The following is a 16,835-nucleotide window of genomic DNA, read 5'->3' on the forward strand; positions in this document are numbered from 1 at the left end:
AACCATGCCAGCAGATCCCGCAGCCACCGCAGCCACGCCCTCTCCCGGAGCCGACCCCTCCGTCAGCCTCCGCGTCTTCGTCGAGCCCCAGCAGGGCGCGACGTACGCCGACCAGCTCGCCGTCGCCCGCGCGGCCGAGGACCTCGGCTACGAGGCCTTCTTCCGGTCGGACCACTACCTCAAGATGGGCGACGTCAGTGGACTGCCCGGCCCCACCGACGCGTGGTTGACCCTCGCCGCCCTGGCCCGCGAGACCTCGACCATCCGGCTCGGCACCCTGCTCACCTCGGTGACGTTCCGCCACCCGGGCCCGCTGGCGATCTCGATGGCCCAGGTCGACGAGATGTCCGGCGGCCGCCTCGACGTGGGACTCGGCGCCGGCTGGTACGCCGACGAGCACACCGCCTACGGCATCCCCTTCCCGCCGCTGGGCGAGCGGTTCGACCTGCTGGAGGACACCCTCGGGGCGCTGGAGACCTTCTGGTCCACGCCCGCCGGCGAGACGGTCTCCGTCCGCGGGAAGCGTGTGGAGATGCTGGAATCCCCGGGCCTGCCCAAGCCCGTGCAGCAGCGCCCGCCGGTGATCGTCGGCGGTCACGGCAAGAAGCGGACCCCGGCCCTGGCCGCCCGGTTCGCCGACGAGTTCAACGTGCCGTTCGCGGACCTCGACACCGTGGCCACGCAGTACCGCCGGGTCGACGAGGCCTGCGCCGAGCGCGGCCGCGCCCCCGAGGAGATCATCCGCTCGGCCGCGCTGGTCCTGTGCTGCGGACGCGACGAGGCACAGATCGCCCGGCGTGCGGACGCCATCGGCCGCGACGTCGACGAACTGCGAGCCAACGGCGCCGCCGGGACCCCGGACGAGGTCGTGGACACGATCGGCCGGTACGCGGCGATCGGCGCCCGGCGCATCTACCTGCAGGTGCTCGACATGTCCGACCTGGACCACCTCGACCTGGTCGCCTCCGAGGTGGCGCGCCAGCTCTGACGCGAGCCCTGCCCGGCCGGCCGGTCGCCCCGCCGGGCGGGCGAAACCCCCTCCCCTGCCCGAGGAGTGGGATTAGTGTCACGCCATGGTGGCACAAGGGACGACGACGACGAGGGCAGCACATCCCGGAGGCCGTGCGTGGGCCGCGACGGCACTCCTCGTCGTCGTCGCCCTACTCGCCCCCCTGAACGCCGCACCGACCCGGGCGGCGACCCCGACCGACGGCTCCCCCATCAGAGGAATGGTCGACGCCCACGCGCACCTCGCGGCGTCGCAGGCGTTCGGCGGGGCACTGCGCTGCGGCGAGCCGTTCTCCCCCGGCGGCCTCGGCGAGGCGCTCGCGGACTGCCCCAGCCACTCGGGAACCGGGCACTTCGCGCTGCTCGAATCGGCGCTCGGGGGCACCGCCCTGCCCGGCGGGACTCAGGGCTTCCCCACCTTCGCGCAGTGGCCGTCGCACGACTCCCAACTGCACGAACAGGCCTACTACACCGGTATAGAGCGGGCATGGCGCGGGGGACTGCGGGTGCTCACCAACCATCTTGTGGCCAACCGGGTCCTCTGCGAGGCGCTCGCCGGGATCGGGGTGCCCGCGCGCTCCCCGTGCGACGAAATGGAGCAACTGCGCCGGCAGGTGGACTACCTCGAACGGATGGAGGCCCACATCGACGCCGAGCACGGCGGTCCCGGGCGGGGCTGGTTCCGGATCGCCCGCTCGCCGGAGGACGTCCGCGCCATCACGGGGGACGGGAAACTCGCCGTCACGCTGGGCGTCGAGGCGTCCGAGCCGTTCGGGTGCCGGGTGGTCGACGACGTGCCGATGTGCACGACCGAGGACATCGACCGGGGGCTCGACGAGTTCGCCTCGTGGGGCGTGTCGACCGTGTTCCCGGTGCACAAGTTCGACAACGCCCTCGGCGGCGCCCGCATGGACGAGGAACTGGCCGGCCTCGCGGTCAACATCGGCAACAAACTCGGCACCCAGCGCTTCTGGGAGACCGAGCCGTGCACCGGTCCCGACGCCGACCACGCCCAACCCCTGGCCGCCACCCCCGTCGCCGACGGCCTGGCGGCGGCCTCCTCGGGCGCACCCGCGGGCGCGGCACTGCCCGTCTACCCCGAGGCCCCGCTGTGCAACGTGCGCGGACTGACGCCGCAGGGTGAGCACGCGATCCGCGGGATGATGGCCCGCGGCATGGTGATCAACATCGACCACATGGGCGTCAAGACCGCCCACCGCACCCTCGACATCGCCGCCGGGGCGGGGTACACCGGCCTGGTCGTGGACCACGCCTGGGCCACGCAGGGCAACACGCGCCGGGTCCACGAGCAGGGCGGGTTCGTGGCCGCGTTCGCCTGGCCCGCCGACGCCACCGAGAACTTCGAGACCGGCTTCCTCGAGCAGTGGCGCACGAACACCGCCGGTGCCACCCGGCCGTTCACCGGCTACGGCTTCGGCTCCGATGTGAACGGCCTGGCCGCCCTCGCCGAGCCCCGGCCGAGCGCGGCGAGCGACCCGCTCGTGTACCCGTTCACCGCGCCCAGCGGCGAGGTGATGGACCGGTGGCGGTTCGGTGACCGCGTGTACGACCTCAACACCGACGGGGTCGCCCAGTACGGCCTCTACGCCGATTGGGCCGCCGACGTGCTGCACCGCGCCGGGCCCGACCGGGCCGAGCTGGAGCGTCAGCTCATGGGCGGCGCCGAGGCGTGGACGGCCAACTGGGAACGGGCGCGCTGACCACCGGCTCGTCCTGCGCTGTTGCGGCGATTCGCGGCGCCGGACGACTAACCTGAGGCAATGACCCCGGACCCGTCCTCTCCCCGTCGCTCGCGCCGCCCGCGGATCGCCGGAGCAGCGGCGCTCGGGCTCACCGTGGCCCTGTCCGCCTCGGCGTGCGGCACCCCGGTCCCCGACCCGGAGCCCGGCCAGAGTCCCGCGGCCTACTCCGGACTGGAGGTCTCGGAGGACCGGGTCGAGTACGCGATCGGCAAGGTGACCGACATCGTCGAGGAGGAGCTCGAGGCCTCGGGCATCCCGGGCGTCGCAGTGGCGGTGGTGCACGGTGGCGAGGTGGCGTTGGCCGAGGGGTTCGGCGTGCGCAGCACCGAGACCGGCGAGGAGGTCGACGCGCGGACGGTGTTCCCCATGGCGTCGGTGTCCAAGCCGGTCAGCGCCACCGTCGTGGCCGCGGAGACCGCTGCGGGTGAGGTCGACTGGTCGACGCCCGTGCGCGAGCACCTCCCGTGGTTCGCCCTGTCCGATCCGGGCGTGACCGCCGACGTGACGGTGGGCGACCTGTTCGCGCACCGCTCCGGGTTGCCCGAGCACGCGGGCGACGACCTGGAGGACCTCGGATACGACCGCCCGGCGATCCTGCACGGCCTGCGCCACCTGCCGCTGGAGCCGTTCCGCGCCTCGTACGCGTACACCAACTTCGGGCTCACCGCCGGAGCCGAAGCCGTGGCCGTCGCGGCTGGCACCCCCTGGCCCGAGCTGGCCCGCGAGCGGCTCTTCGACCCCCTCGACATGGACGACACCTCCTACTCCTACGAGGACCTGCTCGACCGCGACAACCGCGTCGTCGGTCACGTCCGCGCCGCCGCCGACGAGTCGGGCGAGTCGTCCGGCGACTGGGTCCCGGCCGATCCCGCGCGTGACCCGGACGCCCAGGCCCCCGCGGGGGGCCTGAGCTCGTCGGTCACGGACATGGCGCGGTGGATGTCGATGGTGCTCGCCGACGGCGCCGGGCCCGGCGGCTCGCAGGTCGTCCCCTCCGACGCACTCCGACAGGCTCTGACCCCGCAGGCCGTGTCCTCACCCCCGCAGTCCGCGGCGGACCGGACCGGGACCTACGGCTACGGGTTCAATATCTCCACCAGCTCCTCCGGCCGCGTCGAGTGGAGCCACTCCGGTGCGTTCGCGCTCGGCGCCGGAACGGCGATGCTCATGATGCCGTCGCTGGACCTCGGCATCATCACCCTGACCAACGCCTCGCCCGTCGGGGTGGCGGAGACCATCAATTCGCGCTTCGCGGACTACGCGCAGTTCGGCGACCCCACCCTGAAGTGGCGGGAGCTGTACGGCGAGGCGTTCGGCCCACTGCTGGCCCCCGTCGGCGACCTGGTCTCCACTCGGCAACCCTCCGCCCCCGCACCGCCGCGACCGGCGGACGAGCTGGTGGGCGTCTACCGCAACGACTACTTCGGCGAGATCGAGATCCGCCGCGTCGCCGCCCGGTCGGACGGGGATCCGGACGATCCCGTTTCGGACGCCCCGCCGGACGCCGGCCCCTCACTCGCGCTGGACGTGGGCCCGGGCCCGCAGGTTTGGCCGCTCGAACACTGGGACGGCGACACCTTCGCCGTGAGCCCGGTCGGTGAGAACTGGCCGCCCGGCTCCCGCGGCAGCGTCACCTTCGACGGCGACACGGTGACCGTGGATCTCCTCGACGGCAACGGACTGGGCACCTTCACCCGCGTCGGGGACGAACCCGCCGAGCCCGACCGTCCCGCCGAGCCCGCCGCCTGACCGTCCGATGGTGACTACGCCGACCGGGCCGCCTCCAGCCGCGCCGCGCGCCGCCGGTCCCGCTTGGCGTCCGCGTCCGGGGTTGTGAGGAACGTGGAGAGCCAGGCCATCCGGGGGTCGGCGTCCACGAGGAACGCCTTGACCGCCAGTGTCAGCGGGACGGCGAGGATCGCGCCCAGCGCGCCAGCGATCGCCGACCAGAACACCAACGACAGGAACGTCACGGTGGGGGTCAGCCCCACGGCGTCGCCCGTGAACTTGGGCTGGATGAAGCTCTGCATGACCAGGTTGACGACGCTGTAGATCACCACCACCCAGATGGCCTCGACCGGCCCCCCGGTGAGCAGCGCGAACAGTGCCGGCGGCACCAGCCCCAGCACAAAGCCGATGTTGGGGATGTAGTTGGTGACGAACGCGAGCACTCCCCACACCAGCGCCAGCGGCACGCCGAGGATCATCAGGGCCACCGTGTCGATCACGGCCACGATGAGGCCGAAGACCGTGGAGACGATCCAGTACGACTTCACGCCGTCGGTGAACGACCCGAGGGCGTCGGCGAGCCGGGGCCGCTGCCGGGCGATCACCGCGCGACGCCTCGTGATGCCGGGGACGTCGAACACGAGGAACGTCAGCGCGATGACCAAGACGGTGAGCTGACCGCCGGCCGAGGACAACTGACCGGCGACGTTCTGCAGGGTGCCGACGATCGTGGTGGGGTCCACGCCCTGGAGGCTCGAGGTGACCTGATCCTCGCTCACGCCGAAGGTGCCGAGGAACGCGATCGTCTGCTCGTACAGTTCGACGAACTTGTCCTGGTATTGCGGGATCTCCTCGGCCGCGACCCACAACGCCCACACCAGCATCCCGACCAGCGCGGCCAGCAGCAGGTAGAGCACCAGAAGAACGATGATCATCGCCCCCCAGCGGGGCAGCCCGGCCCGCTGCAGCAGCCGCTGCAGGGGCTGGGCGGCGATGACCAGGTTCAGCGCCAGGAACGCCGGCATCAGCAGGCTGGCGTGCTCGGACAGTCCCCACACCACCACGAACAGGGCCGCGAGGGACACCGCCGTGACGCCGGCGATGCCCCAGCCCTTGGGTTCCTCGTGCGGAGCCAGCGCCTCCGGCGCAGGCGCAGGCGGCGGAACCGCGTTGTCTCCGCTGCTAGTCATGACGCTCCTCACGCACGGCGCCCCGTGCGCCGGATGTCGCTCAGAGTATCCCGATCGACCCCGGGGAAACCGATCAGTTCCCGGCGAGCGCCGAGCGGATGGCGTCGACGTCCACGGAGTCGAGGTCCGCCGGGTCCCAGGTGGGGTTGCGGTCCTTGTCGATCACGACGGCCCGCACGCCCTCGACGAAGTCCGGGCGGGCGGTGATCCAGGCGCCCAGGGCCAGCTCGTTGTCCAGGCACTCCCGCAGGTCCCCCGCCTTCGCGCCGGCACGCAGCAGTTCGATGGTGGCGACGATCGACGTGGGGCAGTGCGACCGCAGCATCTCGAGCGTGGTGGTGGCCCACTCGTCCTGCTCACCGGACTCGAGCGCCGCGATCATCTCCTGCGCGGTGTCGCGGGAGAAGACGTCCTCGATGCGCTCGATACGGGCCTCGATGGCGGACTCCCCCGCCTCGGAGCGCTCGAGACCGAACCTCTTCAGTGCGTCGGCCAAGCCGATGGCGGCGACCGCGTCGACGAAGGCGTTGCGCTCGTCGTCGTCGATCAGGTGGGTGCCCAGGCCGGTGAAGAGGGCGTCGGCGGAGTTCATCCGCACGCCCGTCGTGCCCAGGTAGATCGCCACGGCCAGGCCGCGCGCGCCCCCGCCGCACAGGCGCGGCAGGAAGTGGCTGGCGCCGACGTCCGGGATGAAGCCGATCGCCGTCTCCGGCATGGCCATCATGACCTTCTTGGTCACCACGCGGTGCGAGCCGTTGATCGAGACTCCCAGGCCTCCGCCCATGGCCACCCCGTGGATCACGGCGACCGTGGGGACGCGATGCGTGTGGTACGCCAGATCCATCGCGTACTCCTCGGAGAAGAACTCGTGGTTCCTCTCGTGCTCACCGGCCGCCGCGGCGTCGCGCAGCGCGCGGATGTCGCCACCCGCACAGAACGCCTTCTCCGAGGTGCTGGTGGTGATGACGGCCTCGACGTCCTCGTCCTTGGACGCCTCGTCCAGCGCCGTGTGCAGGGCCCGGCACATGGACAGGTCCAGCGAGTTCAGGGCCTTGGGGCGGTCCAGGACGATGTGCTGTATCCGGCCATCACGCCGGCTGCTGACGAATTCGCTCATGACCCCATAGTGTCAGGCCGCCCACGGACCGTCGCACGGATACTAGGAATTCCTACTTCGCTGCCCCCGATGCGGGCCCGCCGCCTCAGCCCTCCAACAACTGCGAGGCCACGTCCGGCACGTACCTGAACTCCTCGCGCGGCGGGCGGTCGTAGTTCGAGTCCGCACCCTTCGGCCGCTCGGGGATCTCCAGCTCCGGCGGGTCGAGCTTCTCCCACGGCACGGTCGACAGCAGGTGCGAGATGACGTTGATCCGCGAGCGCTTCTTGTCCTCGGACTCGACCGTGAACCACGGCGCCTCGGGGATGTCGGTGTGGACGAACATCTCGTCCTTGGCCCGGCTGTAGTCCTCCCACCGGGTGATGGACTCCAGATCCATCGGCGAGAGCTTCCAGCGGCGCATCGGGTCGTCATGGCGCGACCGGAACCGGCGCTCCTGCTCCTCGTCGGACACGGAGAACCAGTACTTGCGGAGCATGATCCCGTCCTCCACCAGCAGCCGCTCGAAGATCGGAGCCTGGTGCAGGAACCGCCGGTACTCGTCGGGTGTGCAGAAACCCATCACCCGCTCCACCCCGGCCCGGTTGTACCAGGACCGGTCGAAGATCACGATCTCCCCGGCCGCCGGCAGGTGCTCGATGTAGCGCTGGAAGTACCACTGCGTCTTGTGCACCTCCGTCGGGGCGGGCAATGCCACGATCCGGGCGTGCCTCGGGTTGAGGTACTGCGTGATCCGCTTGATGGCCGAGCCCTTGCCCGCGGCGTCGCGCCCCTCGAACACCACCACCATCCGGTTGCCGGTCTCCCGGAGCCAGGCCTGCATCTCGACCAGCTCCGCCTGCAGCCGCTCGAGCTCGGCCTCGTAGGCCTTCTTCGGCAGCTTCTCCAGACCGCTGGGCAGGAGGTCCTTCTTCTTGGCACCGCTCTTGGCACCGCTTTTGGACGCGCTCTTGCTGCCGCTCTTGCCGGAGGCCTTCTTGCTGCTCATGGCCCGAGCTTACGGACCCGACCCGGCCTCCTCGACCGGGACGACGATATTGACAGTTTTCGTCAACACTGTCTAGTTTCACGCCCATGCGGCACATCTCCCGCCGGGGCTTCCTCGGCACCGTCGCCGCCGCCGGGGTCGCCGCCCTGGCCACCGACCCCGCGGCTGCCGCCCGGCCGAGCGACTCCGCCGGCGCCGCGACCGACTCCCCCGCACCCGGACGGATCCCCCACGATGTGCAGGACCACCGGTGCATCGTGGTCGGGAGCGGATTCGGCGGCGGCATCTCAGCGCTTCGTCTCGCTGAGGCGGGCGTCGCCGTCGTCGTCGTCCAACGAGGCCGCCGCTGGCCCGCCGGACCGGACTCCACCACCTTCCCCAGCGCCACCTCCCCCGACGAGCGCGCCCTGTGGTTCACGGTGATGGTCGGCTACGGCGTCAGCACCGACCGCGGTCGGGTCGTCTACGACTCCGCGCAGGACCGCGGGATCATCCGATGGCCGGCCGGCGGCGACTCCAACATCCTCACCCACGTCGACCGCACCGCACGTGCCATCGCCGGCCCGACCGGCCACCTCACAAACACCAACCGCATGCTCAACTCCACCTGGCACCCGCTCGGCGGCGCCGTCATGGGACAGGTCTGCGACCTCGACGGCCGCGTCCTGGGCCAGCGCGGGCTGTACGTCGTCGACGGCGCGCTCATCCCCGGCACGACCGCCGCGTGCAACCCGTCGCTGACCATCGCCGCGATCGCCGAGCGCGCGCTGGACAGGATCGTGCGGCGGGACGTGGGCGCTGTCTTCTAGGGGCGCCGTCTTTTAGGCACGGCGTCCGGCGGCGTCCGGGATACTGGCGGGGTGCGCTCCCGCGACTCCATCCTCGACGCCACCCGAGCGGTCATCGGGCGCGCCGGTTTCGGGGGCGTCACGATCGCCGCGGTCGCCAAGCAGGCCGAGGTCAGCCGCCAGACCGTCTACTCCATCTTCGGCAGCCGCGAGGACCTGGTCTCGCAGGCCGTCTCCGAGCGACTCACCATGCTCACCGGCGCGTTCACCGATGTGCTCGACGCCGCGACAACGCCCCTCGAGCTGATCGTGGAGATCGTGGTCGTGGGCCGCCACTGCATCCTCGACGATCCCCTGCTGCGCGCGCTCACGCTCGGCGGCGGCTCGAACCCCATCTTCGACCCCGGCTCCGCCGAACGGGCCCGCCAGTACGCGGTCGAGCTCCTCGTCCCCGCCGCCGAGCGGTTCCCGCAACTGGCCGGCCGCCTGGATCTGGTCGCGGAGGTGGGCGTGCACGTGGGCTGGTCGGTGCTGTGCCTGGACTCGCCCGAGGCCCGCTCCGACGACGACCTCCGCACCTTCCTCACCACCTGGCTGGCGCCGCTGCTGGAGACGTCCGGGACGTGAGCGACGTACTCGTCCTGTGGGACCTCGACCTCACCCTCCTCGACCCGGCCGGCTTCGGCACCCGCATGATCACCCCGGCGCTCGCCGACCTCCTCGGCCGCGACCCCGTCATGGGCGCGTCCTTCGCCGGACGGACCGACCGCGCGATCCTTACCGATCTCCTCGAGATCAACGGGATAGGTGTCGACGACGACGAGGTGGTCCTCTCCCTCATGGACGCCGTGGCCCGGCGCTGCGAAACGTTCGGGGACGATCTCCTGGCCGGTGGTGGCGGTCCCCTGCCCGGCGCCCACGAGGCTGTCGCCGCCCTGGCCGCGGACCCGCGACTGCACCAGGGGATCGTCACGGGCAACATGCGGCGGACGGCGCTGCTCAAGCTGCGGCTCTGTGGCTTCGACGGGCTGCCCGACCCCGGACTCGGCGCGTTCGGTGATCACCACGCGGACCGCGCCCACCTCGTCCGCGACGCCCTCGCCGCCGCCCGGGCCCGCGGTGTGGACGTGCCCCCCGGGCGGTCGGTGGTCGTGGGCGATCACGTGCACGATGTCCGCGGGGCGCGCGCCGCGGGTGCCGTCTGCGTAGCTGTCGCCACCGGCAGGGTTTCCGCCGACGACCTCCGCGCCGCCGGCGCCCACGCCGTCCTGCCGGATCTCACAGATCCCGGCGCCCTGCTGGCCGCGATCCACGCCACCGTCTGAACCGCGGTGCCGTCCGACCTGCGGTGCCGTCTGACCTGCGGTGCCCTGGACGGGGCATCCAGGGCACCGCAGGTCACGAGGCTGCAGACGCCGCCCGGGCCCGCGGGCTGCCGGTGTCCATCGAGCACCCGGGCGCGGTGGCGCCGTACCGCCATGCCTCACCTACGCCGCCGCGCTGCTGCCTGCCGTCAACCCCTCCGACTGCACCGCAGTCCCGTCTGAACCGCAGCGCCGTCTGACCTGCGGCGCCCCGAACGGGGCATCCAGGGCACCGCAGGTCACGACCGCGCCAGCCACTTCTCCCAACCATGTCGTACCTCGAACATACAGTCGAACCATGAGCGCAACAGACACCGCCCACTCGCAGTTCGTGGTCCCTCCGGGATTCACGACGGTCCCGACCCCCGCCACCGACGTCGTCGTGCCTGAGGCCTTCAACCAATGGGACCCCGGGCAGCGACGCGGTTATCTCGCGCAGCGGGCGATCAACGCTGCCGAAGGCCGCACTGTGGCCTATGCGTACGACTGCGTATCCAGGTCAACCCAGAACGACCAGCGGCGCGATCCCCTGGACACGGCGGCGACCACGGTGAGCGCCTCGATGGCTTTGTCCCGCCGCGGGGCATTTCGGCTGGTGGCCACCGCCATAGAACTGACCGAGCGGCTGCCTCTCACCGCGACACTGCTGACGACTGGGTGGATCGGAGTCGACGCGGCCCACGCCATCGCCGAGGAGACCGCCCTGGTGGAGGACCGTCTCATGCCGGAACTCGACCGCCGCATCAGCGAGGGACTCGCACCGACGAGGCGCCGAACCCACCCTCCCAGGATCGGGCCACTGCGCAAGATGCTCAGCAAGCACGTCGCGAGCTGCGACCCCGTGGGAGCGGACGCCCGCGCACAACAGGCTCGGCGAGAGCAGAACGTGAAGATGACGCCGGTCACCGGCGATCTCGCGCTGCTCACCGCGACCCTCTCAGCCGTCGACGGCCTGGAGATCACCGAGCGGATCGAAGCCCTGGTCCGCACCGCCGCAACAGACGACCCCCGGTCGATCGGGCAACTCAGGGCCGCCGGCCTCCTCGCCCTGAGCCGCGGCTGGACCTGTCTGCCCACACCCGACGGAGACCACCCCACGAACCCGGACGCGATGGCCGCAGCCCGCCGGGTCGTGATCCACGCCTACGACGACGGGGACGCGGACTTCCGGGGCCTGTTCGTGGCAGGTTACGGCCCCGTCAGTCGCTTCACGTCCGATGAACTGCAGCGATTCGCCAGGCGCAGACTCGACGCGATCGACACGCTCGCGGACCCGGACAGTGAGGCCTCCCGCCGGTACAGCCCCTCGGAGGCACTGGCCCGCTTCTGTCGGGGTCGCGACGGCACCTGCGTTTTCCCCGGCTGCCAGACCCCGGCGGACAAGACGGACCTCGACCACATCATCCCCTTCGACCACGACGATCCCCAACGCGGCGGATACACCACCAGCGACGACCTCGGCAGCATCTGCCGCACCCACCACCGCCTCAAGACCGATGGCATCTGGGCCTACTACCGGAGCACTGACGGGGACTACGTGTGGATACATGGTCCGAACCATCCCGACAAGGACCCCGGGACACGCGTCATCACCACCCCCACCGGCCCATTGGCGGAGTTCGGCGCACCGCGACACCCCGAACGCTCCCGGCTACAGAAGGAGGCCGCCGAAGCCGGCAGAACCGGAGACGGCATACCCGGATCGCAGCGCCAACCGCACACCCGGCACCGTCGCGCCTCCGAACGGAGGTACCTGCGCGCTCAGGCGGAACAGCGACTCCACGCTGCAGAGCGCGAACCGGGGTCGCAGTCGGCTGCCTAGGTCGGCCGGCCGGGCGACTCAACCCTCGATTTGCTCGCCCAGTTCCATCCAGCGCTCCTCGAGCGTGTCCTTCTCCGCGGAGACGTCCTTGAGCTCGCGGTCCAGGGCGGCCAGCTTCTCAGTGTCCATCGCCCCTGCCGAGACATCGGCCATGGCCTTGTGGAGCTCGGCCTCGCGCTTGTCGAGCTTGCCCATCTGCCGCTCGATCTTCGACATCTCCTTGGTGAGCGCCCGCTCCTCGGCGGCGGAGAGGGCGGGAGCCGTGGCACTACCACCCGCGGCACCGGCCCCAGAGCCGCCAGCCGAAGCAGACGCGGCGCCCGGCGTGGAGCGCGACACCTTGCCCGAGTCGCCCGCCGCCCCGGCGAGGCGACGGCGCTCGAGGTATTCGTCGATGCCGCGCGGGAGGTTGGTGAGCTGGCCGTCGCCGAACAGCGCCCACACCGAGTCACAGATGCGCTCGACGAGGTAGCGGTCGTGCGAGATGACGACCATCGTGCCGGGCCAGCCGTCGAGCAGGTCCTCGAGTTGGCGCAGCGTGTCGATGTCGAGGTCGTTGGTGGGCTCGTCGAGCAGCAGGACGTTGGGCTCGGCCATGAGCACGCGCGTGAGCTGCAGGCGCCGCCGCTCGCCGCCGGACAGGTCGCCGACGGGCGTGCGCTGACGGGCCGGCGAGAAGCCCAGCCGCTCGGCCAACTGGGAGGCGGTGAGCTCGTCCTTGCCGAACGCCACCCGGGCGGCGACGTCCTCGATCGCCTCGAGCACCCGCTGATCCAGCGGCAGGTCGTCGAGTTCCTGACGCAGCCACCCGATCCGGATGGTCTTGCCCTCCTTGCGGCTACCCGCGGCGAGGGGGGCCTCACCGGCGAGCGCGCGCAGGAGCGTGGTCTTGCCGGAACCGTTGACGCCGACCAGGCCCACGCGCTCGCCGGGGGCCAGTCGCCAGGTGAGGTCGTCGACGAGGGTGCGGCCGTCGGGGGCATCGAGGCGCGCGTCCTCCAGCTCGATCACGACCTTGCCGAGGCGCCGCGCGGCGAAGCTCGACAACTGTAGCGAGTCGCGGGGCGGCGGCACGTCCTTGATGAGCGCCTCGGCCGCCTCGATGCGATAGCGCGGCTTGGACGTCCGCGCCGGGGCGCCGCGGCGCAGCCACGCGAGTTCCTTGCGCATGAGGTTCTGACGACGCGACTCGGTGGCCGCGGCCTGGCGGTCGCGCTCGGCGCGCGCGAACACCCAGTCGTTGTAGCCACCCTCGTACTGCTCGACGTGGCCGTCGACCACCTCCCAGGTGTGGGTGGCGATCGTGTCGAGGAACCACCGGTCGTGGGTGACGACGACGAGCGCACTCGATCGCGCGACCAGGTGGTCCGCCAACCACTGGACCCCCTCGACGTCGAGGTGGTTGGTCGGCTCGTCCAACACGAGCAGGTCCAAATCCTGCACGAGGGCCGCGGCGAGCGACACCCGGCGCCGCTCACCGCCGGACAGATCCGCGACGGGCGTGTCCAGTCCCAGGTCGTGGATGCCGATGCCGTCGAGCACCGCGCGGACGCGGGCGTCACCGGCCCACTCGTGGACCGCCAGGCCGAGCCTGCCGACCACGGCCTGGCCCACGGTGTCGGCGGCGAGCTCGGTGCGCTGCGTGACCACGGCGATCCGCAGACCGCTGACCTGTGAGACGCGCCCGGAGTCGGGCTCGGCCACGCCGGTGAGGATCTCCAGCAGGGTGGTCTTGCCGCCCCCGTTGAGGCCGACGACGCCGATGCGGTCGCCGGCGTTGACGCCCAGTGAGACGTTGTCGAGCACCTGCCGGATCCCGAAGGAGACCGAGCACTGCTCGAGGTTGATGAGGTTGGTGGGGGCCATCTCTACTTTCCTGTGGGGTCGTCGACGATGTGCGCACCGCCGACCGGGCCGCGGGTCACGCGGACCTCGCGGGCGACACTGTGCTCGCTGATCTCGGCGGCGACGGCGATCGCGTGGTCACGGTCGGTGCAGAAGAACAGGCAGGTGGGGCCGGAGCCGGAGACCATGCCGTGCAGGGCCCCGGCCTCCCGGCCGACGCGCAGGGTCCGGCGGAGGGCGGGCATGAGCGAGAGGGCTGCGGCCTCCATGTCGTTGGCGAGCAGCCCGGCCACGGCGGCGGGATCGTCGCCGGCGAGAGCCGCCACGAGCGGGTCGACCCCGCCCGCGCGCGGCAGGCCCCGCTCGGGATCAGCCGGGTCGCGCCCGGGATCAGCAGGGTCGCGCTCGGCGCGCAGCCGGTCGAACTCGGCGAACACCGTCGGGGTGGACAGTCCCCCGTCGGCCAGGGCCACCACGATGTGCTGCTCGGCACGGGCGTGCAGAAGCGTCGCGAGCTTCTCGCCGCGCCCGGTACCCAGCGCCGTGCCGCCGCGGATGCAGAAGGGCACGTCGCTGCCCAGCCTCGCGGCCCGCTCCTCCAGCGCCGCCCGGCCGAGTCCCAGACCGAGCAGCCGGTCCGTGGCCACGAGCGCGGCGGCGGCGTCCGCGCTGCCGCCGGCCATCCCGCCGGCCACGGGGACGCCCTTGTGGATCCGGATGGCGATCCGGGCGTCCGATCCCGCCTCCTCGCGGAGCAGGTCGACGGCCCGGGCGGCGAGATTGGTCCGATCGGTCGGCACCTGCGGGGCCCCGGGCCCGGTGACGACGACCTCGCTGTCGTCGTCGGCGTCGTCCAGCGACACGGTGACCCGCTCCCACAGGTCCACGGCCCGGTACACGGTGAGCAGGTCGTGGTAACCGTCGCCGCGGACGTCACCGACGCCGAGGTGGAGGTTGATCTTGGCGGGGGCGACGGCCGTCACGGCGCGCGCGCCGGCGGGGGTGGAGGCGTCGCGGGGCATGACCACCAGCCTACGGCTCCCGGTGCGCCGGTCCGATCCCGAGCCGCACCGCCGCCTCGGCGATCCGGACGAAGTCGGCGGTGGTGAGTTGTTCACCGCGGGCCTTGGGGTCGACGTCGGCCTCGGTCAGCGCGAGTTCGGCGTTCGCGCCGGAGCCCGCCCACCCGGAAAGGGCGGCGCGCAGGGTCTTGCGACGCTGGGCGAACGCGGCGTCGGCCACCGCGAACACCCGTTTCCGGTGTGCCTCGCCCAGGTCCCACGGGGCCTCGGGGTAGGCGTCGATCCGCACCAGGCCCGACTCGACGTTGGGGACGGGCCAGAAGACGTTGCGGCCGACGGTGCCGGTGCGGCGGACGGTGCCGAAGAACCCGGCCTTGACGCTGGGCACCCCGTAGACGCGGGAGCCGGGGGCGGCGGCGAGGCGATCGGCCACCTCGAGCTGCACCATCACCAGCGCGGTGCGCAGGGTCGGCACCTCGGCGAGCATGTGCAGCAGCACGGGCACGGAGACGTTGTAGGGCAGGTTGGCCACCAGCGCGGTCGGCGGCGGGACCCCCGGGCCGCCCAGGTCGGCGCCGGAGACCGCGAGCGCGTCGGCGCCCACGACGGTCAGTGCGTCGGCGAGCTGCGGGGCCCGCTCGGCCACGGTCCGGGGCAGGCGCGTGGCCAGCACGGGGTCGATCTCCACGGCCACCACGTGGCCGGCGGCGTCGAGCAGCGGCAGGGTCAGCGACCCGAGGCCCGGCCCGACCTCAATCACCGTGTCGTCTCGGCCCACGCCGGAGGCGGTGACGATCTTGCGGACCGTATTGGCGTCGTGGACGAAGTTCTGTCCAAGGGTCTTGGTGGGCTTGATGCCCAGTTCCTCCGCGAGCGCGCGCACCTCCTGCGGGCCGAGAGGGTCGGCCTGCCCGCGGAAGGTCGCGTCCGGGCCGGTCAGCGCAGACCCAGCTTGGAGGTGCAGGCGGGCCAGGCGCCCCAGCCCTGCGAGGCCCGGACCTTCTCGGCGATCGCGATCTGCTGCTCACGTGTGGCGAGGTGCGCGCTGGGCGCGTACTGGCCGCCGCCGTGGCCGGTCCAGGTGCCGGCGGCGAACTGCAGCCCGCCGGAGTACCCGTTGCCGGTGTTGATGCTCCAGTTCCCGCCCGACTCGCACTGGGCGATCGAGTCCCACACGCCGCCGTTCGAGACGGCCGGCGCGGCGGGCTTGGGCTTGGTGCCCACGCGGACGACGGCGGGGCGGGCCTCGGTGAGGACCTTCTCCGCGCCGCGGGCGCGCTCGGTCTCGACACCGTTGACGCGGGTGATTGTGTAAACGACCTCGCGCTCGCCGGGGGCACCGGGATCGACGACCGTGCGCTCGCCCTCGGTGGCCTCGGGGTCCTCGGTGGTCTGTTCGGGGGCCTCGAACTGCTCGACCGCGGTCTCCTCGGCGACGGCCACGCGGGTGATGGTGACCTCGGTGCCGGGCTCGACGGGGGCGTCCGGGGCCGGGGTGACAGTGTCCAGCGGGCCGAGGGTGATGCCGGCGCGCTCGAGGAACTGCCCGACCGTCTCACCGGGTGAGGCCATCGGGGTGGCGGGGCCGCCGTGGTCGGACAGCAGCGCCTCGCGCGGGGTCACCACGGAGACGGTGGTGCCGTCGAGCGGGACGTCCGCGTCGATGCGTGGGCTGACGTAGCTGCGGGGCGGGACGTCGTCGCGCTCGGCCACGAGGTCGGCGACGGTGGTGGCGGTGGTCCACACCTGCTCGCTGCGACCGTCGACCTCGACGGTGACGGGCCGGGCGCGCAGCAGGGTGACGGTGTCGCCGTCGTCGATGCGGTCGCCGGGCGCGATCACCACGTCCCGGTCGTCGACGCTGTAGCCGGCGTCGGCGAGCGCGGCGTGGACGTCGGAGCTGAAGGTCACCAATTCGACCTGCTCGCCGTCGACCTCGAGGGTGTACTGCGTGCGCTGGTCGAGCGCCGCCACCCCGCCCACCACGAGGGTGGTGAGCATCCCGGCGACGGACAGCCGCAGCATGGTGGAGCGGGACTCGTGGAGTCGCTTGACGGGGGCGAGCATGCCCCGGGTCGCGGTGGGTCGGGCGCCCGTGGGGGTGTCGGTCCGTGCGTCGTCAACCACTTGTCGGTTCTCTCCTCGGGTAGCTCCGCGAACTGCCGTACAGCCGTTCGCGTTTCATCACGATAGCGTAACG

At 72.0% G+C, this 16,835-nt stretch carries 13 protein-coding genes and 2 pseudogenes; 8 read left to right on the forward strand and 7 right to left on the reverse strand.

Annotation, left to right across the window (positions count from 1 at the left end):
- Positions 1 to 4: 4 nt before the first annotated feature.
- The 3 genes from AB5G72_RS11920 to AB5G72_RS11930 all read left to right on the forward strand — a co-directional run bounded on the left by AB5G72_RS11920 (position 5) and on the right by AB5G72_RS11930 (position 4,520).
- Positions 5 to 988, forward strand: coding sequence for an LLM class F420-dependent oxidoreductase (locus AB5G72_RS11920; protein ID WP_440219949.1), 984 nt, complete (start codon positions 5 to 7; stop codon positions 986 to 988).
- Between the two features lie 85 nt (positions 989 to 1,073).
- Positions 1,074 to 2,729 carry a hypothetical protein gene (locus AB5G72_RS11925; RefSeq protein WP_440219950.1) on the forward strand — a complete coding sequence of 552 codons (1,656 nt, stop codon included), beginning with the start codon at positions 1,074 to 1,076 and terminating at the stop codon, positions 2,727 to 2,729.
- A gap of 60 nt (positions 2,730 to 2,789) precedes the next feature.
- Positions 2,790 to 4,520: a serine hydrolase domain-containing protein gene (locus tag AB5G72_RS11930; protein ID WP_440219951.1), complete on the forward strand. Its 1,731-nt coding sequence runs from the start codon at positions 2,790 to 2,792 to the stop codon at positions 4,518 to 4,520.
- Positions 4,521 to 4,534: 14 nt separating this feature from the next.
- Here AB5G72_RS11930 and AB5G72_RS11935 read toward each other — a convergent pair whose 3' ends face one another.
- The 3 genes from AB5G72_RS11935 to ppk2 form a co-directional block, all read right to left on the reverse strand.
- Positions 4,535 to 5,689 (reverse strand): AI-2E family transporter, encoded by a 1,155-nt coding sequence (locus AB5G72_RS11935; protein WP_440219952.1) that lies wholly within the window; start codon positions 5,687 to 5,689, stop codon positions 4,535 to 4,537.
- 73 nt (positions 5,690 to 5,762) lie between these two features.
- Positions 5,763 to 6,806 carry an enoyl-CoA hydratase/isomerase family protein gene (locus tag AB5G72_RS11940; protein ID WP_253002115.1) on the reverse strand — a complete coding sequence of 348 codons (1,044 nt, stop codon included), beginning with the start codon at positions 6,804 to 6,806 and terminating at the stop codon, positions 5,763 to 5,765.
- An 85-nt stretch (positions 6,807 to 6,891) separates the two neighbouring features.
- The gene (gene ppk2, locus AB5G72_RS11945; protein ID WP_440219953.1) at positions 6,892 to 7,794 is read right to left on the reverse strand and encodes a polyphosphate kinase 2; all 903 of its coding nucleotides are present in this window, start codon (positions 7,792 to 7,794) and stop codon (positions 6,892 to 6,894) included.
- A gap of 86 nt (positions 7,795 to 7,880) precedes the next feature.
- Between ppk2 and AB5G72_RS11950 the strand changes: the two are divergent.
- From AB5G72_RS11950 to AB5G72_RS11970, 5 genes and pseudogenes are all read left to right on the forward strand, one after another.
- Positions 7,881 to 7,952, forward strand: a pseudogene (locus AB5G72_RS11950) (twin-arginine translocation signal domain-containing protein); the annotation flags it as partial.
- Between the two features lie 258 nt (positions 7,953 to 8,210).
- Positions 8,211 to 8,603, forward strand: a pseudogene (locus AB5G72_RS11955) (GMC oxidoreductase); the annotation flags it as partial.
- Between the two features lie 51 nt (positions 8,604 to 8,654).
- The gene (locus AB5G72_RS11960) at positions 8,655 to 9,209 is read left to right on the forward strand and encodes a TetR/AcrR family transcriptional regulator (RefSeq protein WP_440219954.1); all 555 of its coding nucleotides are present in this window, start codon (positions 8,655 to 8,657) and stop codon (positions 9,207 to 9,209) included.
- Positions 9,206 to 9,907 carry an HAD hydrolase-like protein gene (locus AB5G72_RS11965; RefSeq protein ID WP_440219955.1) on the forward strand — a complete coding sequence of 234 codons (702 nt, stop codon included), beginning with the start codon at positions 9,206 to 9,208 and terminating at the stop codon, positions 9,905 to 9,907. Before AB5G72_RS11960 ends, AB5G72_RS11965 begins: the two co-directional genes overlap by 4 nt.
- Positions 9,908 to 10,244: 337 nt before the next feature.
- A complete protein-coding gene (locus AB5G72_RS11970; protein ID WP_440219956.1) occupies positions 10,245 to 11,768 on the forward strand; it encodes a DUF222 domain-containing protein in 1,524 nt (507 codons plus the stop codon).
- A gap of 18 nt (positions 11,769 to 11,786) precedes the next feature.
- Here the strand turns inward: AB5G72_RS11970 and AB5G72_RS11975 are convergent, their stop codons facing one another.
- From AB5G72_RS11975 to AB5G72_RS11990, 4 genes are read right to left on the reverse strand one after another with little or no spacing between them, the layout of a single operon-like run.
- Positions 11,787 to 13,634 carry an ABC-F family ATP-binding cassette domain-containing protein gene (locus AB5G72_RS11975; RefSeq protein ID WP_440219957.1) on the reverse strand — a complete coding sequence of 616 codons (1,848 nt, stop codon included), beginning with the start codon at positions 13,632 to 13,634 and terminating at the stop codon, positions 11,787 to 11,789.
- Positions 13,635 to 13,636: 2 nt separating this feature from the next.
- Positions 13,637 to 14,635 (reverse strand): 4-(cytidine 5'-diphospho)-2-C-methyl-D-erythritol kinase, encoded by a 999-nt coding sequence (locus tag AB5G72_RS11980; protein WP_440219958.1) that lies wholly within the window; start codon positions 14,633 to 14,635, stop codon positions 13,637 to 13,639.
- A 10-nt stretch (positions 14,636 to 14,645) separates the two neighbouring features.
- Positions 14,646 to 15,575 (reverse strand): 16S rRNA (adenine(1518)-N(6)/adenine(1519)-N(6))-dimethyltransferase RsmA, encoded by a 930-nt coding sequence (gene rsmA / locus AB5G72_RS11985; protein ID WP_067713441.1) that lies wholly within the window; start codon positions 15,573 to 15,575, stop codon positions 14,646 to 14,648.
- Positions 15,572 to 16,762 (reverse strand): resuscitation-promoting factor, encoded by a 1,191-nt coding sequence (locus AB5G72_RS11990; RefSeq protein WP_132061700.1) that lies wholly within the window; start codon positions 16,760 to 16,762, stop codon positions 15,572 to 15,574. The genes rsmA and AB5G72_RS11990 overlap by 4 nt, the downstream gene beginning before the upstream one ends.
- Between the last annotated feature and the right edge of the window lie 73 nt (positions 16,763 to 16,835).

The organism is Dietzia sp. MNB45 (assembly GCF_051994785.1).
Lineage (GTDB): Bacteria > Actinomycetota > Actinomycetes > Mycobacteriales > Mycobacteriaceae > Dietzia > Dietzia kunjamensis.

Excerpts from the sequence above, each read along its gene's own strand:
- AB5G72_RS11925 (WP_440219950.1), top strand. The coding sequence starts at position 1,074 with ATGGTGGCACAAGGGACGACGACGACGAGGGCAGCACATCCCGGAGGC.
- AB5G72_RS11980 (WP_440219958.1), bottom strand. The coding sequence starts at position 14,635 with ATGCCCCGCGACGCCTCCACCCCCGCCGGCGCGCGCGCCGTGACGGCC.
- AB5G72_RS11920 (WP_440219949.1), top strand. The coding sequence starts at position 5 with ATGCCAGCAGATCCCGCAGCCACCGCAGCCACGCCCTCTCCCGGAGCC.
- AB5G72_RS11930 (WP_440219951.1), top strand. The coding sequence starts at position 2,790 with ATGACCCCGGACCCGTCCTCTCCCCGTCGCTCGCGCCGCCCGCGGATC.
- AB5G72_RS11935 (WP_440219952.1), bottom strand. The coding sequence starts at position 5,689 with ATGACTAGCAGCGGAGACAACGCGGTTCCGCCGCCTGCGCCTGCGCCG.
- AB5G72_RS11970 (WP_440219956.1), top strand. The coding sequence starts at position 10,245 with ATGAGCGCAACAGACACCGCCCACTCGCAGTTCGTGGTCCCTCCGGGA.
- AB5G72_RS11940 (WP_253002115.1), bottom strand. The coding sequence starts at position 6,806 with ATGAGCGAATTCGTCAGCAGCCGGCGTGATGGCCGGATACAGCACATC.
- ppk2 (WP_440219953.1), bottom strand. The coding sequence starts at position 7,794 with ATGAGCAGCAAGAAGGCCTCCGGCAAGAGCGGCAGCAAGAGCGCGTCC.
- AB5G72_RS11975 (WP_440219957.1), bottom strand. The coding sequence starts at position 13,634 with ATGGCCCCCACCAACCTCATCAACCTCGAGCAGTGCTCGGTCTCCTTC.